Annotated in this window: 10 protein-coding genes; 9 read left to right on the top strand and 1 reads right to left on the bottom strand. The window is 70.8% G+C overall.

Annotation, left to right across the window (positions count from 1 at the left end):
* The 3 genes from SERN_RS04910 to SERN_RS04900 are packed head-to-tail and all read left to right on the top strand — an operon-like array spanning nucleotide 1 to nucleotide 3445.
* Nucleotides 1-864 (top strand): TatD family hydrolase, encoded by an 864-nt coding sequence (locus SERN_RS04910; protein WP_135849048.1) that lies wholly within the window; start codon nucleotides 1-3, stop codon nucleotides 862-864.
* Complete coding sequence (gene eboE / locus SERN_RS04905) at nucleotides 864-2048, top strand: metabolite traffic protein EboE (RefSeq protein ID WP_135849047.1); 1185 nt, start codon at nucleotides 864-866, stop codon at nucleotides 2046-2048. Before SERN_RS04910 ends, eboE begins: the two co-directional genes overlap by 1 nt.
* Nucleotides 2045-3445 (top strand): alkaline phosphatase family protein, encoded by a 1401-nt coding sequence (locus tag SERN_RS04900; protein WP_135849046.1) that lies wholly within the window; start codon nucleotides 2045-2047, stop codon nucleotides 3443-3445. Before eboE ends, SERN_RS04900 begins: the two co-directional genes overlap by 4 nt.
* 349 nt (nucleotides 3446-3794) lie before the next feature.
* On the opposite strand, the gene SERN_RS04895 is transcribed toward SERN_RS04900, so the two are convergent.
* Nucleotides 3795-4988 carry an ROK family transcriptional regulator gene (locus tag SERN_RS04895; RefSeq protein ID WP_233251486.1) on the bottom strand — a complete coding sequence of 398 codons (1194 nt, stop codon included), beginning with the start codon at nucleotides 4986-4988 and terminating at the stop codon, nucleotides 3795-3797.
* Nucleotides 4989-5243: 255 nt separating this feature from the next.
* On the opposite strand from SERN_RS04895, the gene SERN_RS04890 reads away from it, so the two are divergent.
* From SERN_RS04890 to SERN_RS15700, 6 genes are all read left to right on the top strand, one after another.
* Nucleotides 5244-6764: a sugar ABC transporter ATP-binding protein gene (locus SERN_RS04890; protein ID WP_135849045.1), complete on the top strand. Its 1521-nt coding sequence runs from the start codon at nucleotides 5244-5246 to the stop codon at nucleotides 6762-6764.
* The gene (locus SERN_RS04885) at nucleotides 6761-7813 is read left to right on the top strand and encodes an ABC transporter permease (RefSeq protein WP_233251485.1); all 1053 of its coding nucleotides are present in this window, start codon (nucleotides 6761-6763) and stop codon (nucleotides 7811-7813) included. Before SERN_RS04890 ends, SERN_RS04885 begins: the two co-directional genes overlap by 4 nt.
* A 113-nt stretch (nucleotides 7814-7926) precedes the next feature.
* Complete coding sequence (locus SERN_RS04880) at nucleotides 7927-8991, top strand: substrate-binding domain-containing protein (RefSeq protein WP_135849044.1); 1065 nt, start codon at nucleotides 7927-7929, stop codon at nucleotides 8989-8991.
* Between the two features lie 93 nt (nucleotides 8992-9084).
* Nucleotides 9085-10287, top strand: coding sequence for a Gfo/Idh/MocA family protein (locus SERN_RS04875; protein WP_135849043.1), 1203 nt, complete (start codon nucleotides 9085-9087; stop codon nucleotides 10285-10287).
* A 134-nt stretch (nucleotides 10288-10421) separates the two neighbouring features.
* The gene (locus SERN_RS04870) at nucleotides 10422-11426 is read left to right on the top strand and encodes a sugar phosphate isomerase/epimerase family protein (protein WP_135849042.1); all 1005 of its coding nucleotides are present in this window, start codon (nucleotides 10422-10424) and stop codon (nucleotides 11424-11426) included.
* 122 nt (nucleotides 11427-11548) lie between these two features.
* A partial coding sequence (locus SERN_RS15700; RefSeq protein ID WP_135849041.1) for a PQQ-dependent sugar dehydrogenase occupies nucleotides 11549-16919 on the top strand: 5371 nt, incomplete at its 3' end.

Here is a 16919-nt window from a genome sequence, read left to right as displayed (position 1 = left end):
GTGCGCATCTTCGACCCCCACATCCACATGACGTCCCGGACCACGGACGACTACCGCGCCATGTACGACGCCGGGGTCCGCGCCGTGACCGAGCCCGCGTTCTGGCTCGGCCAGCCGCGCACGTCCGTGGACTCCTTCCTCGACTACTTCGACGGCCTCCTCGGCTGGGAGCGGTTCCGGGCCTCGCGGTTCGGCATCGCGCACCACGCCACGATCGGGCTGAACCCGAAGGAGGCGAACGACCCGCGCTGCATCGGCGTGCTCGAGAAGCTGCCGCGCTACCTCGCCAAGGACGGCGTGGTCGCCGTCGGCGAGACGGGCTTCGACTCGATGACGCCCGAGGAGGAGTTCGCGTTCGTGCGCCAGCTCGAGCTGGCCGGCGAGCACGAGCTGCCCGCGATGGTCCACACACCGCACCGCGACAAGGAGGCCGGCACGCGCCGCACGCTCGAGATCGTCGCGCAGTCGGGGCTCGACGCCGCCGACGTCGTGGTCGACCACCTCAACGAGCGCACGGTCGACATGGTGCTGGACTCCGGGTCGTGGGCCGCGTTCTCCATCTACCCGGACACCAAGATGTCGCCGGACCGGATGGTCACGATCCTGCAGCGCGTCGGGCTCGAGCGCGTGATGGTCAACTCGGCCGCCGACTGGGGTCACAGCGACCCGCTCACCACGCTCTACACGGGGCGGGCGATGCTCGCGGCCGGGTTCACCGAGGACGACGTCGACCGCGTGCTGTGGCGCAACCCCGTGGAGTTCTACGGGCGGAGCGGGCGGCTGGTCCTGCCGGACGAGAACGCCTCGGCACCTGCCGCAGACTTCGCCGGCAACTCCCTCGCCCGCGGCGAGGCGATCGACTGATGCGGCTGCGCCACCCCGGCGGCCGCACGATCCACCTCGGCTACTGCACCAACGTCCACGCCGCGCACGAGGTCGACGGGATCGTCGCCCAGCTCGAGACGTACGCGCGTCCCGTGCGCGAGGCCGTCGGCACGCCGTCGCTCAGCATCGGGACCTGGCTCTCGGCCGACGCCGTCCACACCCTGCGCCGCGATCCTGACGCGCTGGCGCGTCTGCGCGACGGGCTGCGCCGCGCCGGCGGCGAGGTCGTCACCGTCAACGCGTTCCCGTACGGCGCGTTCCAGGCGCCCGTCGTCAAGCACGCCGTCTACCACCCTGACTGGACGACGGCGGAGCGTCTCGCCTACACGGTCGACGCCGCGTGGGTGCTCGCGCGCCTGCTGCCCGACGACGTCGCGCGCGGCTCGATCTCGACGCTCCCGCTCGCGTGGCGCGAGCCGTGGGACGACGCGCGCGCCGCCGCCGCGCGCGAGAACCTTGCGACCCTGACCGACGAGCTCGCCGCGATCGAGCGCGAGACCGGGCGCAGCATCCAGGTGGGGCTCGAGCCCGAGCCGGGGTGTGTCGTGGAGACGGTGGAGCAGGCCGTCGTCGCGCTCGAGGGGCTCGATCGCGACCGCCTCGGCGTGTGCCTCGACCTCGCCCACCTGGCGACGGGGTTCGCGACGGCGCGCGACGCCGTCGACCTGCTCTCCGGTGCGGGGATCTCGGTCGTGAAGGCTCAGGTCTCGGCCGCGCTGCACGTGGCCGACCCCGCGGACCCGGCCTCCCGGGAGGCCCTGGGGGAGTTCGCCGAGGACCGGTTCCTGCACCAGGTGCGGGTGCCCGGTGGGGCGGCCGCGCTCGGGCGCGGGTTCGACGACCTGCCGGAGGCGCTCGCGGGGTGCGACTCCGACTCGGGCGCCGACCCCTGGCGCATCCACTTCCACGTGCCGCTTCATGCCGAGGCACAGGCTCCCGGTCTGCGGAGCACGACGCCGGAGCTGCGCGAGTCGCTCGCGGTGCTGCTGGGCGGGGACGAGCCCGTCGTGGACCACCTCGAGGTCGAGAGCTACACGTGGGGCGTGCTGCCGAGCGCGCAGCGTCCGACGACCGACGCCGAGCTCGTGGCGGGCATCGCCGCCGAGCTCACCTGGGCCGCCGACCACCTGGCGACCCTCGGCCTGGAACGGGAGAACGCATGAGCAACGACCACGGCGGCACGTCCGCCGACAAGATCCTGGTGCTCGACGTTGTCGGGCTCACGCCGAACGCGCTCAAGCACATGCCGCACCTGCGCTCGATCGGCGCGGCCGGCTTCCAGGCCGAGCTGGGCACCGTGCTGCCGGCCGTCACGTGCTCGGTGCAGTCGACGTTCCTGACGGGCACGCTGCCGAGCGAGCACGGCGCCGTCGGGAACGGCTGGTTCTTCCGCGACCTCGGCGAGGTGCTGCTGTGGCGTCAGCACCACCGGCTCGTCGCGGGCGAGAAGGTGTGGGAGACGATCCGGCGCTCGCGCCCCGACTACCGCGTGGCGAACGTGTGCTGGTGGTACGCGATGGGGTCGACGGCGGACTCCACGATCACGCCCCGTCCCGTCTACCACGCGGACGGTGCCAAGGATCCGGACTTCTGGTCGTGGCCGCCCGAGCTGCACGACGAGCTCGAGGTGAAGATCGGAAAGTTCCCGCTCTTCACCTACTGGGGTCCGACGGCGAGCATCGCCTCCTCGCGCTGGATCATCGCCGCGACCCGTGAGGTGCTGCCCGACCACGACCTGACGCTGGCCTACGTCCCGCACCTGGACTACGACCACCAGCGGTTCGGCCCCGAGAGCCCGCAGGGGGTGCGCGCGGCGCAGGAGCTGGACCGCGAGCTCGCCCCGCTGCTCGACGACGCCCGCGCGCTCGGCGCACGCGTGGTGGTGCTGAGCGAGTACGGGATCACGCCGGTCTCGCAGCCGGTCGACATCAACCGGGCGCTGCGCCGCGCGGGCCTGCTGCACGTGCACCACAACGCGACCGGCGAGCTGCTGGACCCGTGGACGTCGCGGGCGTTCGCCGTCGCCGACCACCAGATCGCGCACGTGTACGTGCACGACCCCGCCGACCTGCCGCAGGTGGCGGAGCTGCTGCGCGCGTTGCCGGGGGTCGAGCAGGTGCTCGACGACGCCGGGAAGGCCGAGGCCGGGCTGGACCACGACCGCGCGGGCGACCTCGTCGTCGTCAGCGAGCCGCAGGCGTGGTTCACCTACTACTACTGGCTCGACGACGCCGACGCGCCGGACTTCGCGCGCGCCGTCGAGATCCACAAGAAGCCGGGCTACGACCCGGCCGAGCTGTTCTTCGACCCGAAGGACAGGTGGGTCAAGGCGCGCGCGGCGTCGACGCTGATCCGCAAGAAGGCGGGGCTGCGGTACTCGATGCAGGTCGTCCCGCTGGACCCCTCGCCCGTGCGGGGGAGCCACGGCCGGCTGCCGGAGGACCCGGAGTTCGCGCCGGTCCTGCTGTGCGACGACGCGTCGGTCGCCCGCGACCGGCTCGCCGCGACGGAGGTCCGCGACCTCATCCTCGAGCTGGCGGGGGTCGCCCCGCCTCGCTGACCCGCCCCCACCACCCCGCACCACCCCCCACCACCCCGCCCCGCCTCGCTGACCCGCCCACCGAGAACGTCCTGCCTCGCGGTTTCGATCGCCGGCATGCGAGCCGCGGCGGGCGGTCAACTTTCTGCGATCGTTCGTGTCCTTCCGAAGGACACGAACGATCGCAACCTTGGGATGCCGACCTCCACGGACGGGTGGGGACCCCGGAACGAACGTCGAGAACGTCGTGGGTCGCGGTAACGGCCGCCGGAACGCGACGGAGGACGTTCTCGGGAGAGGTCGTTCCCGCCGGTTCGGCCGGTCAGCCGGTCGCGCGATCCGCCCGTCAGGCAGGCGGTCAGGCGGGCGGTCAGCCCGCGAGCGCGTCCACGGCCTCGACCGAGAGCATCTCGTCGACGGCGAGCATGCTCGCCCCGAGGATGCCGGCCGCGGCGCCGGTACGAGACGTGACGATCCGCAGGTGCTGCGTGGCCAGCGGCAGCGAGCGCTGGTAGACGACCTCGCGGATCCCGGCGATGAGGTGGTCGCCGGACTCGGCCAGCACACCCCCGACCACGATGAGCGAGGGGTTGACCATGCTCACGCAGCTCGCGAGCACGGTCCCGATCAGCCGGCCGGCGGACCGGACCGCGTGTCGAGCGGGGAGGTTGCCGGACCGTGCGAGGGCCACGACGTCGGAGCTCGTCGTGGCGTCGACCCCCTGCTCGCGCAGCTCGGCGGCGAGCGCGCCCCCGCCGGCGACGGCCTCGAGGCAGCCGATGTTGCCGCAGCGGCACGGCGTGGTCAGCTCGTTGTCCGGGCTGATGTGTCCGATGTCGCCCGCCGCGCCCTGGGCGCCGCGGCGCAGCTGACCATCCAGGATGAGTCCGGCGCCGATGCCCGTGGCGACCTTGACGAACAGCAGGTCGGTCTTCTCGGGCCAGGCGTGCCGGTGCTCGCCCAGGGCCATGAGGTTGACGTCGTTGTCGACGAACGCGGGGACGCCGAGGTGCCCCGTCAGGATCCCTGGCACGTCCACGCCGTCCCAGCCGGGCATGATCGGCGGGTTGATCGGGTGGCCGGTGGAGTGCTCGACCGGTCCGGGCAGGCCCGCCCCGATGCACATCAGGTCGGCGAGGTCGCGGCCCGCCTCGTCGAGCAGGTCGCGGCCGATCTCGGCCACCCAGGAGAGCACGGCGTCGGGACCGTCGGAGATGTTGATCGCGTGCTCGCTGCCGGCGAGGACGCGCCCGGCGAGGTCGGTCAGCCCGAGGCGGGCGTGCGTCGCTCCGAGGTCGACGGCGAGCACCACGCGCGAGGACGGGTTGAAGGCGAACGAGGTCGAGGGGCGACCCCCGGTCGAGCTGGCCTCGCCGACGGGCGCGATGAGACCGCTCGAGAGCAGCGCCTCGAGGCGGGAGGTGATCGTCGAGCGCGCGTGGCCGGTGGTGGTGGCGAGCTCGGTCCGGGTGCGGGGGCGACCGTCGCGGAACAGCTGGAAGAGCTCTCCCGCTCCTGCCGAGCGCGTGACGATCCGCATTCTCTCGGTGGTGTCGGTGCTCATCGGCCAGCCTCTCGTCGGTCCACGGGGGTGGCCCGCGTGGTCATCTTATGGCGCAGATCAACACAAGAACGGGGATCTACGCCTTTTTCGTGTCTCGAGGTCAGGGCGCCCGTGCCGCCGACCCCCGGCCGTGCCCGCGACTGTAGGGAGCGCGGGCCGCGGCCGTCCATGCGATGCCCGGGGCATCACGGGTTGAGACAGGAACGTTACCTACTTACGTTGACAGCCGTCGGAAGTGCTCGTTAGTGTCGCCGTATGGTCACAGAGGACCCGCCAGCGGAGCTGCTGGACATGAACGGAATCGTCAAGGTGTTCCCCGGAGTTCGGGCACTCGACGGTGTCGACCTGCACGTCCTGCCCGGTGAGGTCCACTGCCTCCTCGGTCAGAACGGTGCGGGCAAGTCGACGCTGATCAAGACGCTCGCCGGTGCGCACCAGCCCACCGAGGGGGAGATCCGCTGGAAGGGCGAGGTCGTCAAGCTCACCTCGACGGCGGCCGCCCTGAAGATGGGTATTGCCACGATCTTCCAGGAGCTCGACGTCGTCGACGGCCTGAGTGTCGCGGAGAACATCTTCCTGGGCAACGAGCTGGCCACGGGTGGCGTGCTCAAGCGCAGCGAGGCCAACCGTCGCGCCAAGGAGCTGCTCGCGCGTCTCGGCCACTCCGAGATCCGACCGGGTCGCCTCGTCGGCTCGCTCTCGGCCGCCGGCAAGCAGGTCGTCCAGATGGCCCGCGCGCTCTCGCACGACGCGCAGCTGATCATCATGGACGAGCCCTCCGCCGTGCTGGACCAGGAGGAGGTCAACCAGCTCTTCCGCGTGGTCAACACGCTGCGCGACGCGGGCGTCGCCATCGTCTACATCTCCCACCGCCTGGAGGAGATCCGCCAGATCGGCGACCGCATCACGGTCCTCAAGGACGGCCGCACGGTCGCTACGTCCCTCGCCGTCGCCGACACGCCGACCGCGAAGCTCATCTCCCTGATGACCGGCCGCGACGTCGTCACGAACTTCGGCGGCGACGCCGTCGGACCGCAGTCGGAGACGCCCGTGCTCGAGGTCGATGGCCTCGCTCTCGCCGGCACGTTCGAGCCCGTGACGTTCTCCGTCCGCCCGGGCGAGGTCGTCGGCCTCGCAGGCCTGGTCGGCGCCGGTCGCTCCGAGATCATCGAGACCCTGTACGGGGCGCGCCGCGCCACCGCCGGCACGGTCAAGGTCAACGGCAAGGCGCTGCGCCGCGGATCCGTCATCGACGCCGTGAACAAGGGCATCGGCCTGGCCCCCGAGGAGCGCAAGAGCCAGGGCCTGCTCCTGGACCAGCCCATCTACCGCAACATCACGCTCTCGACCTTCGCGCGCTTCGCGAAGCTCGGCGTGCTCGACGAGCGCGCCGAGCGCGCGGCGGCCAAGGAGCAGGCGACCGCGCTGCAGCTCGCGCCGCCCGACGTCGAGCGCAACATCCGCACGCTGTCCGGCGGCAACCAGCAGAAGGCGATGCTCGCCCGCTGGCTCGTGCACGGCTGCGACGTGCTGCTGCTCGACGAGCCGACGCGCGGCGTCGACGTCGGCGCGCGCGCGGAGATCTACGCACTGATCCGAGAGCTCACGCGCCGCGGGACCGCGGTCGTGCTCGTCTCGAGCGAGATCGAGGAAGTCCTCGGCCTCGCCGACCGCGTCATGGTCGTCGCCGACGGCCGCGTGGTCCACACCGGTCCCGCAACCGAGATCGACGAGCACAAGGTGCTCGACCTCGTCATGGAAGGAGCACACGCGTGAGCAGCAGTTCGGGTACAACGACCGCGACCGGGGCCGATCAGGTCTCGGTGGACGCGAACCAGGGGGAGGCCACCCCGGCACGCAAGGCCAAGCTCGGCGGAGGCCTCGGCCTCGGGCAGATGATCGGCCTCGTCGTCGCGCTCGTCGCGCTGATCATCGTCGGAACCGTCACGGCCGGTGACCGCTTCCTGAGCGTTCCGAACTTCCTGGTCATCCTCGAGCAGGCCGCGGTCATCGGCGTCATCAGCATCGGCGTCACGTTCGTCATCACGTCCGGCGGCATCGACCTGTCGGTCGGTTCCGTGATGGGTCTCGCCACCATCTGGGCGACGACCTGGGCCACCCAGAACCTGGCGGGCGAGTTCCACTGGATCGTCATGGTCCTCACGGCGCTCGCCGTCGGTGGTGCGGCGGGTCTGATCAACGGTCTGCTCGTCGCCTACGGCCGGGTGGTCTCGTTCATCGCGACGCTCGCGATGCTCGTCGCGGCCCGCGGTCTCGCCGAGATCATCTCCGGTCGCCAGACCCAGGTCATCACCGATCGCGGCTTCCTCGACTTCTTCCGCGGCGACATCCTCGGCATCCCGATGATCGTCTGGATGTTCGCGGTCGTGGCCGTGATCGGCTGGTTCCTCTTCAACCGCACCACGTTCGGACGCCGCACCATCGCTGTCGGCGGCAACCCCGAGGCCGCCCGTCTGGCCGGCATCAACGTCAAGCGCCACACGATGTGGGTCTTCACGCTCGCCGGTCTGTGCGTCGGCATCGCCGCCACGATGATCCTGGCGCGCACCACGGCCGGCTCCTCCAGCACCGGGTCGCTCTACGAGCTGGACGCCATCGCGGCCGTCGTCATCGGCGGCACGCTCCTGGTCGGTGGCCGCGGAACGATCGTCGGCACCGTGCTCGGGGTCCTGGTCTTCCAGATCCTCACCAACGTGTTCACGCAGAACAACCTCGACTCCTCGGTCCAGGCCGTGGCCAAGGGCGCGATCATCGTTGCCGCCGTCCTGCTGCAGCAGCGCTTCGCGACCGTCAAGCGGAGGTAGCGGCGCCCCGGCGTCGCCCTCATCCCGATCAGCTCCACCCCCGTCCGATCTCCCGCTCCACAAGCACCACCCGTGGCTCCCGCCACACACCCGTTGCATTCAAGGAGGAACGCATGTTCAGCACCACCCCCCGTCGTCGCCTGATGGCCGTCGGCGCCCTCGCCGCCACCGCTCTCGTCCTGACCGCCTGCACCGGCAACGAGCCGCCCGCCCCCGAGACCGAGGCCGCCCCGGGCGCCTCGGGTGAGTCCACCGCCGGTGGCGGCGCGAACGACGAGGTCGGCGAGACCGTCACGATCGGCTTCTCCGGCCCCGCCGCCGGCCACGGCTGGATCGGCGCCATCACGCAGGGCGCGCAGAACGAGGCCGACCGCTACGAGGACGTCGAGTTCCGCCTCTCCGAGGGCACCGACGACGTCAACGCCCAGATCGCCCAGATCCAGCAGTTCATCAACGACGGCGTCGACGCCATCGTGGTTCTCCCGTTCGACGGCGCCGCCCTGACGGCCGTCGCCACCGAGGCGATGGAGGCCGGCATCCCGGTCGTCAACGTCGACCGCGAGTTCTCCAGCCCGTTCGCCGCCCGCACCACGGTGCTCGGCGACAACTACGGCATGGGCGTCTCCGCCGGCCAGTACATCTGCGAGCAGCTCGAGGGCCAGTCCGACGCCGTCGTCGCCGAGATCGCCGGCATCGACTCCCTGCCCCTGACGCAGGACCGCAGCGCCGGCTTCGCCGAGGCGCTCGGTGACTGCGGCCTCGAGGTCTCCAACCGCGTCGCGGCCGACTTCACGGTCGCCGGCGGCGAGTCGGTCACGGCCGGCCTGCTCCAGGCCGCTCCCCAGATCGACGCGATCTGGAACCACGACGACGACCAGGGCGTCGGCGTCCTGGCCGCCATCGAGAACGCCGGCCGCAGCGAGTTCTTCATGGTCGGCGGCGCCGGCTCCGCGAACATGATGCGCGAGATCCAGTCGGGCGACTCGGTCGTGCAGGCGACGGTCGTCTACCCGTCCACGCAGGCCGCCGACGGCGTCCGTCTCGCCCGTCTGCTCGCCCAGCAGAAGGGCATGAGCGACCTCGTGCAGTTCGAGGTTCCGCGCGAGATCCAGCTGTTCGCCCCCGTGGTCACGCAGGACAACGTCGAGCAGTACCTGCCGACCGCGTTCGAGTCCTGATCCACCAGCGATGACCGCGGCGGGGGCGCCGCGGGTGCCGGGAGCACGTCTCCCGGCCCCGCGGTGCCCCCACCCCGGTGGAAGGACTCAGACATGACCGACCCGCACAAGCCCGAGATCGGCGTCGCCCTCATCGGCCACGCCTTCATGGGTGCCGTCCACTCGCAGGCCTGGCGCACCGCCCCCCGCGTGTTCGACCTCCCGCTGGCCCCGCGCATGAGCGTCGTCTGCGGCCGTGACGCGTCCAGCAGCCAGGCCGCCGCCGACAAGCTCGGCTGGGAGTCCGCGTCCAGCGACTGGCGCGAGGTGCTCGAGAGGGACGACGTCGACGTCGTCGACATCTGCACCCCCGGCCACACGCACGCCGAGATCGCCATCGCCGCCCTCGAGGCCGGCAAGCACGTCCTGTGCGAGAAGCCGCTCGCCAACACGATCGACGAGGCCGAGCGCATGACCGCCGCGGCCGAGGCAGCCGCCGCCCGGGGCGTGCGCTCCATGGTCGGGTTCACCTACCGCCGCGTGCCCGCCATCCAGCTCGCCCGCCAGCTCGTGGCCGAGGGCCGCATCGGCACCATCCGCCACGTGCGCGCCCAGTACCTCCAGGACTGGCTGGTCGATCCCGAGGCGCCGCTGTCCTGGCGCCTGGACAAGAAGCTCGCGGGTTCCGGCGCGCTGGGCGACATCGGCTCGCACATCGTCGACCTGGTGCAGTTCATCAGCGACGAGCGCGTGACGAGCGTCTCCGGCGCCCTGCGCACCTTCGTCACCGAGCGCCCGGTGCAGACCGCCTCGGGCGGCTTCACGGGCACGGCCGGGACGGAGCGCGGTCCCGTCACGGTCGACGACGCCGCGGTCTTCCTCGGCGACCTCTCGGGCGGCGGCCTCGCGACCTTCGAGGCCACGCGCTTCGCGACGGGTCGCAAGAACGCCATCCGCCTCGAGATCAACGGCTCGCGCGGATCCCTCAGCTTCGACTTCGAGGACCTCAACGTCCTGCACTTCCTCGACCTGGGCGACGACAGCCACGTCAACGGCTTCCGCCGCATCGTCGTCACCGAGCCGGAGCACCCCTACGTCTCGGCGTGGTGGCCCCCCGGCCACGGGCTCGGTTACGAGCACGGCTTCACCCACCAGGTCGTCGACCTCGTCCGTGCCATCCACGACGGCGAGGACCCCACCCCGACGTTCGGCCAGGCCCTCGGTGTCCAGCGCGTGCTGGAGGCCGTCGAGACGAGCGCCTCGGGCGACCGTGCCTGGACGAAGGTCCTCGAGGGCAGCGTGGCGCTGGCGCGCTGACGCGCCCCCGCACGCGACGCACGACCACCAGCCGCACCACCAGCAGGTCCGCACGTACGACATCAACGGACGACCCCGCCGTCGGGCCAGACGAACGACGCGCCCGACGGCGGGCAACCGGAAGGAAGACGACCATGGCCCGACCCGTCACCCTGTTCACCGGCCAGTGGGCCGACCTGCCGTTCGAGGAGGTGGCGCGACTCGCGGGCGAGTGGGGCTTCGACGGTCTCGAGATCGCCTCGTGGGGCGACCACCTCGACGTCTGGCGCGCGGCCGAGGACGACGACTACGTCGCCGACCGGCTCGCGATCCTCGAGCGCAACGGCCTCAAGGCGTGGACGATCTCCAACCACCTCAAGGGCCAGGCGGTCTGCGACGACCCGATCGACCAGCGCCACCGCGACATCCTGCCCGACCGCATCTGGGGCGACGGCGAGGCCGAGGGCGTGCGTCAGCGCGCGGCCGAGGAGCTGAAGATGACGGCGCGTGCCGCAGCCCGGCTCGGCGTGAAGACCGTCACCGGCTTCACCGGTTCGGCCATCTGGAAGTACGTCGCGATGTTCCCGCCCGTCTCCGACGAGCTGATCGAGGCCGGTTACCAGGACTTCGCCGACCGCTGGAACCCGATCCTCGACGTCTTCGAGGAGGTCGGCGTGCGGTTCGCGCTCGAACCGCACCCCAGCGAGATCGCCTACGACTTCTGGACCACGCAGCGCACGCTCGAGGCGATCGGCCACCGCGAGTCCTTCGGCCTGAACTGGGACCCCTCGCACATGGTCTGGCAGGACATCGACCCCGTGTCGTTCCTGTGGGACTTCAAGGACCGCATCTACCACGTCCACTGCAAGGACACGAAGAAGCGCCTGAGCAACGGCCGCAACGGCCGGCTGGGCTCGCACCTGCCGTGGGCCGACCCGCGCCGCGGCTGGGACTTCATCTCCACCGGACGCGGTGACGTCCCGTGGGAGGACGCGTTCCGGATGCTCAACACGATCGGCTACCAGGGCCCGCTCTCGGTGGAGTGGGAGGACGCCGGGATGGACCGCCTGATCGGCGCGCCCCAGGCCCTCGAGTTCGTGCGGTCCCACGCCTTCGACCCGTCGGACGCCGCGTTCGACGCCGCCTTCTCGACCCGCTGAGCGGTCGGGACCGTGCAGGGGGCAGAACGAGAGGAGGACGCACGAACTGATTACGCCGTGGGGCCCACCTGACCGGGGCCACCACGTCGCACAACGTTCGACGATGAAGGAAGTGCACTGTGATGAGATCCACCCTGCGGACAGCGGTCGTCGCTGTCGCCGCGGGAGCGCTGCTCCTGCCGCAAGCCGCATTCGCCGCACCCGGCGACGCACCCGGGGCGGCACCAGCCGTCGCCGCTGCCGACGTGACCGACGAGGAAGCCCTCGACTGGTCCAACTACGAGCGTGTGCTCCTCACGGGGGACACCGGCGAGCCCATCGGGCTGAAGGTGATGCCGGACCTCACGGTCCTGCACACCGCACGAGACGGCATCATCCGTCACACGGACCCGGCCACCGGTGTCACCAACGTGATCACGGACGTCCCCGTCTACAACAACTCCGAGGACGGGCTGCAGAACCTCGCGCTCGACCCGGACTTCGAGAACAACGGCTGGGTGTACCTGTTCTACGCACCCGCCACGATGGTCAACGCCGAGGGTGAGAACTACCCCGAGAGCACGCCAGAGGGCTCCGCGCCCACCGTCCTGCCCGCGGGCGAGGACGAGGCCACCTACTGGGACCAGTGGAGGGGCTACAACCAGCTCACCCGCGTGAAGTGGGACTTCGAGGCCCGCACCCTCGACATGGCCTCCGAGCAGGTCATCCTCAAGGTCGGCGTCGAGCGCGGCCAGTGCTGCCACGTCGGCGGCGACATCGACTTCGACCTGGACGGCAACGTCCTGGTGACGACCGGTGACAACACCCCGGCCGGCACCCCCGGAGCCAACGGTTTCGCGCCCAACAACGACGCCCCCGGCATGAACCCCGGGCTCGACGCCCGTCGCGGCGCCGGCAACTCCAACGACCTGCGCGGAGCGATCCTGCGCGTCACGGTGGCCGAGGACGGTTCCTACACGATCCCCGAGGGCAACCTCTGGGAGGAGGGCACCGAGCTGACGCGGCCCGAGATCTACGTCGGCGGTCTGCGCAACCCGTTCCGCATGGCGGTCGACCCCGAGTCGGGCGCCGTGACGTGGGCGGACTACGGGCCCGACGCGGGTGACCCGATCGAGGCGCGCGGCCCGATGGGCTACGTGGAGTGGCAGTCGACGACCAAGGCGCTGAACGGCGGCTGGCCGTACTGCCACGGCCCGAACGCGAACTACAACAACTGGGACTTCGCGACGGCGACGCCGGGCGAGTTCTTCGACTGCGAGACCGGTGCGATCAACGACTCGCGCTGGAACACCGGTCTCGAGGTCCTCCCGCCGGCGACGGCGCCGCAGCTGTACTACGGCGACAACCCCGGCGACCAGCCGTTCGACGAGCTCGTCGAGTTCTCGCCCAACGGCGGCCAGGGCCCCATGGGTGGTCCGGTCTTCCGCTACGACGAGACCATCGAGAACCCGGGCCAGCTCCCGGAGTACTGGGACGGCAAGGCGTTCATGTACGAGTTCTCCCAGGACTACGTCGCGGCCATCAGCATGGAGGGCCTCGACACCGAGGCCGGCCCGAACTGGGACGGCGAGGTCGTCGAGATCGAGAACTTCATGCCCAACGAGGCGCTCGAGACCAACGAGCAGCCGAGCTGGTCAGGTCCGATCGACATGGAGATCGGCCCTGACGGGGCGATGTACGTGCTCGACTACGGCAAGGGCTTCTTCACGCAGAACCCGGAGGCGGGCCTGTACCGCATCGAGTTCGCGCCGGAGAACAAGTCTCCGATCGCGGTCGCGACGGCGGACCCGCCGTCGGCCAGCGAGGCACCCGTGACCGTCACCTTCGACGGCTCCGGCTCCTCCGACCCCGAGGGCGAGGAGCTCACCTACGAGTGGGACTTCGACCGCGACGGCGAGTTCGACGCCGAGGGTGTCTCCGCCGAGTACACGTTCGACGAGGTCGGCGCGTTCGTCACGACGCTGCGCGTCACCGACCCGCAGGGCAAGTCCACGGCGACCACGGTCACCGTGACCGTGGGCAACGAGGCGCCCGTGCTCACGCTCGAGTACCCCGCCGACGGCGGATTCTTCGCGTGGGGCGACGACGTGCCGTACCGGTACACCGCGACCGACGCGGAGGACGGCGACCAGATCGTGTGCGACCGCATGCGCTGGATCTTCGGTCTCGGGCACGACACGCACGCGCACCCGCTCGTGACGCAGTCGCGCCAGTGCGAGGGCGTGTACGACACCCCGGCCGACGCCGTCGAGCACGGTGACACCGAGAAGCTGTACGGCGTCGTGGTGGCCACCTACACCGACGGTGGCGCGCAGGGCGTCGACCCCGCCACCACCACGCTCTCGACCGTCCTGAACGTGTTCAACCAGGAGGCCGAGCACGCGAACGTCATCGAGAACGGTGAGCGTCAGAGCGACGGCACCGCCAACGCCGGGGCGAAGATCGTCTTCGCCGAGGGTGGGCACCTCGCCTACACGCCGGTCAACTTCACGGGCATCGAGGGCGTCTCCGCACGCGCTCAGGGTTCGGGCACGGTCGAGCTCCGTTTCGACGCGGCCGACGCCGAGCCCTTCGCCACCGCGACGGTCACCGGTGACGCCTGGAGCGACACCGACTTCACCGGCGCCGACGGCGAGGCCATCGCCTTCCCGACCGGCACCGGCACGCTCCACGTGACCGGTTCCGCCGGTCTGCAGCTCGACACGCTGAACTTCGACGGTCCGGGTGTGACCGAGGTGGTCACCCCCGAGCCCGAGCCCGTCCACATCCCCGTCGAGAAGGTCGCGATGGGCATGTACTCGCTCGGTCCGTGGACCGAGGACGTCGGCCTCGAGCCGGTGCTCGAGCGTCTCGCGGAGATCGGCTACGAGAACGTCGAGCCGTACGGCGCGAACCTCGAGCCGTACGCCGCCGAGGACTTCCGGACGCTGACCGACGGTCTGGGTCTGAGCGTCCTCACGTCGCACTACAACACCGACGAGGACACCTTCGACGACACGCTCGCGTACGTCGAGACCCTCGGACAGAGCTGGGTCGGGTCCGGCGGGTTCGCCGAGCCGGGCATCGGCACCCTGACCGAGACCCTCGCGACCGCCGAGACGATGGACCGTCTCGGGGCACGGTCGGTCGAGGCCGGGGTCGGCAAGTTCTTCGGCCACAACCACGGCAGCGAGTTCACGACCACCTACCCGGCCGGGGACCACGCCGAGGAGGAGCTGTCCGCGTGGGAGCTGCTCGTCGAGAGGACCGAGGCGGAGAACGTCACGTTCCAGCTCGACGTCGCCTGGGCCGCGCACGCGGGCGTCGACGTCGTGGCGCTGCTGGAGGAGCACGGCGACCGCGTCGAGCTGCTCCACGTCAAGGACGCGATCGACCTCGGTGCCGCCGACGGTCCGACCTTCGTCAACCTCGGTGAGGGTGACGTTCCGCTGGAGGCCATCCTGGCCAAGGCGGAGGAGGTCGGCGTCGAGCTCTACACCGTGGAGTACGACCGTGCCGAGGACGGCGAGTCCTTCGCCACCGAGGGCTTCGAGTACATCACCGGCCTCCCGGCCGGTGGCGGCGAGCCCGAGGGTCCCGCCGTCGACGGCAACGTCCTCGGCACCTCCCACGCCGTGATGGGTCCGCACTCGCACGAGGACATGGACCACGGCTCGCACGAGATGGCCGCAGCCGCCGATGACATCGGTGGCACCGCGACGCTCGTGAAGTCGGCCACCGGCACGACCGTCACGGTCGACGCCACGGGCCTCGAGCCCGACTCGAGCCAGGCCTCGCACCTCCACGCGGGCACCTGCTCGACCATGGGCGGGCACTACAAGCACGACCCGTCCGGCAGTTCCGCGCCGCCGAACGAGATCTGGGTGTCCTCCGACCCCGCCGACCCCCGGGGCAACCTGGTGGCCGACGCGGACGGGAACGCCTCGGGCTCGGGCAGCGCCGAGTGGATCGCCCGCCAGGAGCCGCTCTCGGTGATGATCCACGAGAACGTCCTGCCGGGTCTACCGATCGCCTGCGCCGACTTCTCCGCCTACGACGCCCCGGCGAGCCTCGTGCTCGACGCGGACGAGGGCGCGGAGTCCGTCGAGTACTCGATCAACGGTGGCGACTGGGCCGACTACACCGGCCCGACCGACATCACCGAGGAGGGCGACTACACGGTCGACTTCCGCGCCACCGACGCCGACGGCGTCGTGGGCGAGGCCGGTCAGATCACGTTCTCGGTCGTCGAGGTCGAGGGCGGCACCGATCCGGTGCACATCCCCGCGGAGCAGGTCTCCATGGGCATGTACTCGCTGGTGAACTGGGTGGGTCAGGACGGCCTCGTGCCGGTCATGGACCGCCTGTCCACGATCGGGTTCGAGAACATCGAGCCCTTCGGCGGGACGCTGCGGGGCTATGCCGCGGCCGACTTCCGGGCGCTGGCCGACTCCTACGGGTTCGCGATCCCCACCTCGCACTACAGCGTGGAGGAGGCGACGTTCGCCGACACCCTGGCCTACGTCAAGACGCTGGGCCAGCGGTACGTCGGGTCCGGCGGGTTCGCGGCCCCGGGGATCACGTCGTACGAGGACGTGCTGGCCACGGCCGACACGATGGATCGTCTGGGCGCGCTGTCGGTGGCGAACGGGACCGGAAAGTTCTTCGGTCACAACCACGACGGCGAGTTCACCACGACGTACGAGCACGAGGGAGAGACCCGGTCGGCGTGGGAGATCCTCGTCATGGAGACCGACCCCGAGCTCGTGACGTTCCAGGTGGACATCGCCTGGGCCGCCCACGCGGGCGTCGACGTCGTGGACCTGCTCGCCGAGCACGGTGAGCGGATCGACCTGCTGCACGTCAAGGACGCCACCAACCTCGGTGGCACCGAGGAGCAGCCGCGTCCGGTCTTCACCAACCTCGGTGACGGCGACGTGGAGCTCGAGGCCATCCTGGCCAAGGCGCAGGAGGTCGGGGTCGAGCTCTACGTGATGGAGTACGACGGCTCCCCGGCCGACGACTCCTTCGCGGCCGAGGGCTTCGAGTACCTCACGGGCATCGAGGCAGGAGACCCCACGCCGGTGCCGTTCACCGACGTTCCGATCGGGACCCTGTTCTTCGAGGACATCTCGTGGTTGTTCGAGAACGGCATCTCCACCGGTTGGGAGACCGAGGACGGACGCGAGTACCGCCCCCTGACCCCGATCGCCCGTGACGCCATGGCGGCGTTCCTCTACCGCCAGGCCAACTCGCCCGAGTTCACCCCGCCGACGGTCTCCCCGTTCAGCGACGTGAGCACGGACAACCAGTTCTACAAGGAGATCGCCTGGCTGCACGCCGAGGAGATCTCCACCGGTTGGGCCAACGGCGACGGAACCTCCTCGTTCCGCCCGCTGGAGCCGATCAACCGTGACGCGATGGCCGCGTTCCTGTACCGGATGGCCGAGGAGCCGGAGTTCACCGCTCCGACGACCTCGCCCTTCACGGACATCACCCCGGCCACGCAGTTCT

This window comes from Serinibacter arcticus (genome assembly GCF_004786095.1).
Taxonomy (GTDB): Bacteria; Actinomycetota; Actinomycetes; order Actinomycetales; family Beutenbergiaceae; genus Litorihabitans; species Litorihabitans arcticus.
Note: the sequence above shows the minus strand (reverse complement) of the source record. Positions and strands in the feature narration are given on the sequence as shown.

Bases quoted from the DNA above. Each gene is read 5' to 3' on its own strand.
- SERN_RS04895 (WP_233251486.1), bottom strand. From the start codon at position 4,988: ATGAGCACCGACACCACCGAGAGAATGCGGATCGTCACGCGCTCGGCA.
- eboE (WP_135849047.1), top strand. From the start codon at position 864: ATGCGGCTGCGCCACCCCGGCGGCCGCACGATCCACCTCGGCTACTGC.
- SERN_RS04900 (WP_135849046.1), top strand. From the start codon at position 2,045: ATGAGCAACGACCACGGCGGCACGTCCGCCGACAAGATCCTGGTGCTC.
- SERN_RS04875 (WP_135849043.1), top strand. From the start codon at position 9,085: ATGACCGACCCGCACAAGCCCGAGATCGGCGTCGCCCTCATCGGCCAC.
- SERN_RS04890 (WP_135849045.1), top strand. From the start codon at position 5,244: ATGGTCACAGAGGACCCGCCAGCGGAGCTGCTGGACATGAACGGAATC.
- SERN_RS04870 (WP_135849042.1), top strand. From the start codon at position 10,422: ATGGCCCGACCCGTCACCCTGTTCACCGGCCAGTGGGCCGACCTGCCG.
- SERN_RS04880 (WP_135849044.1), top strand. From the start codon at position 7,927: ATGTTCAGCACCACCCCCCGTCGTCGCCTGATGGCCGTCGGCGCCCTC.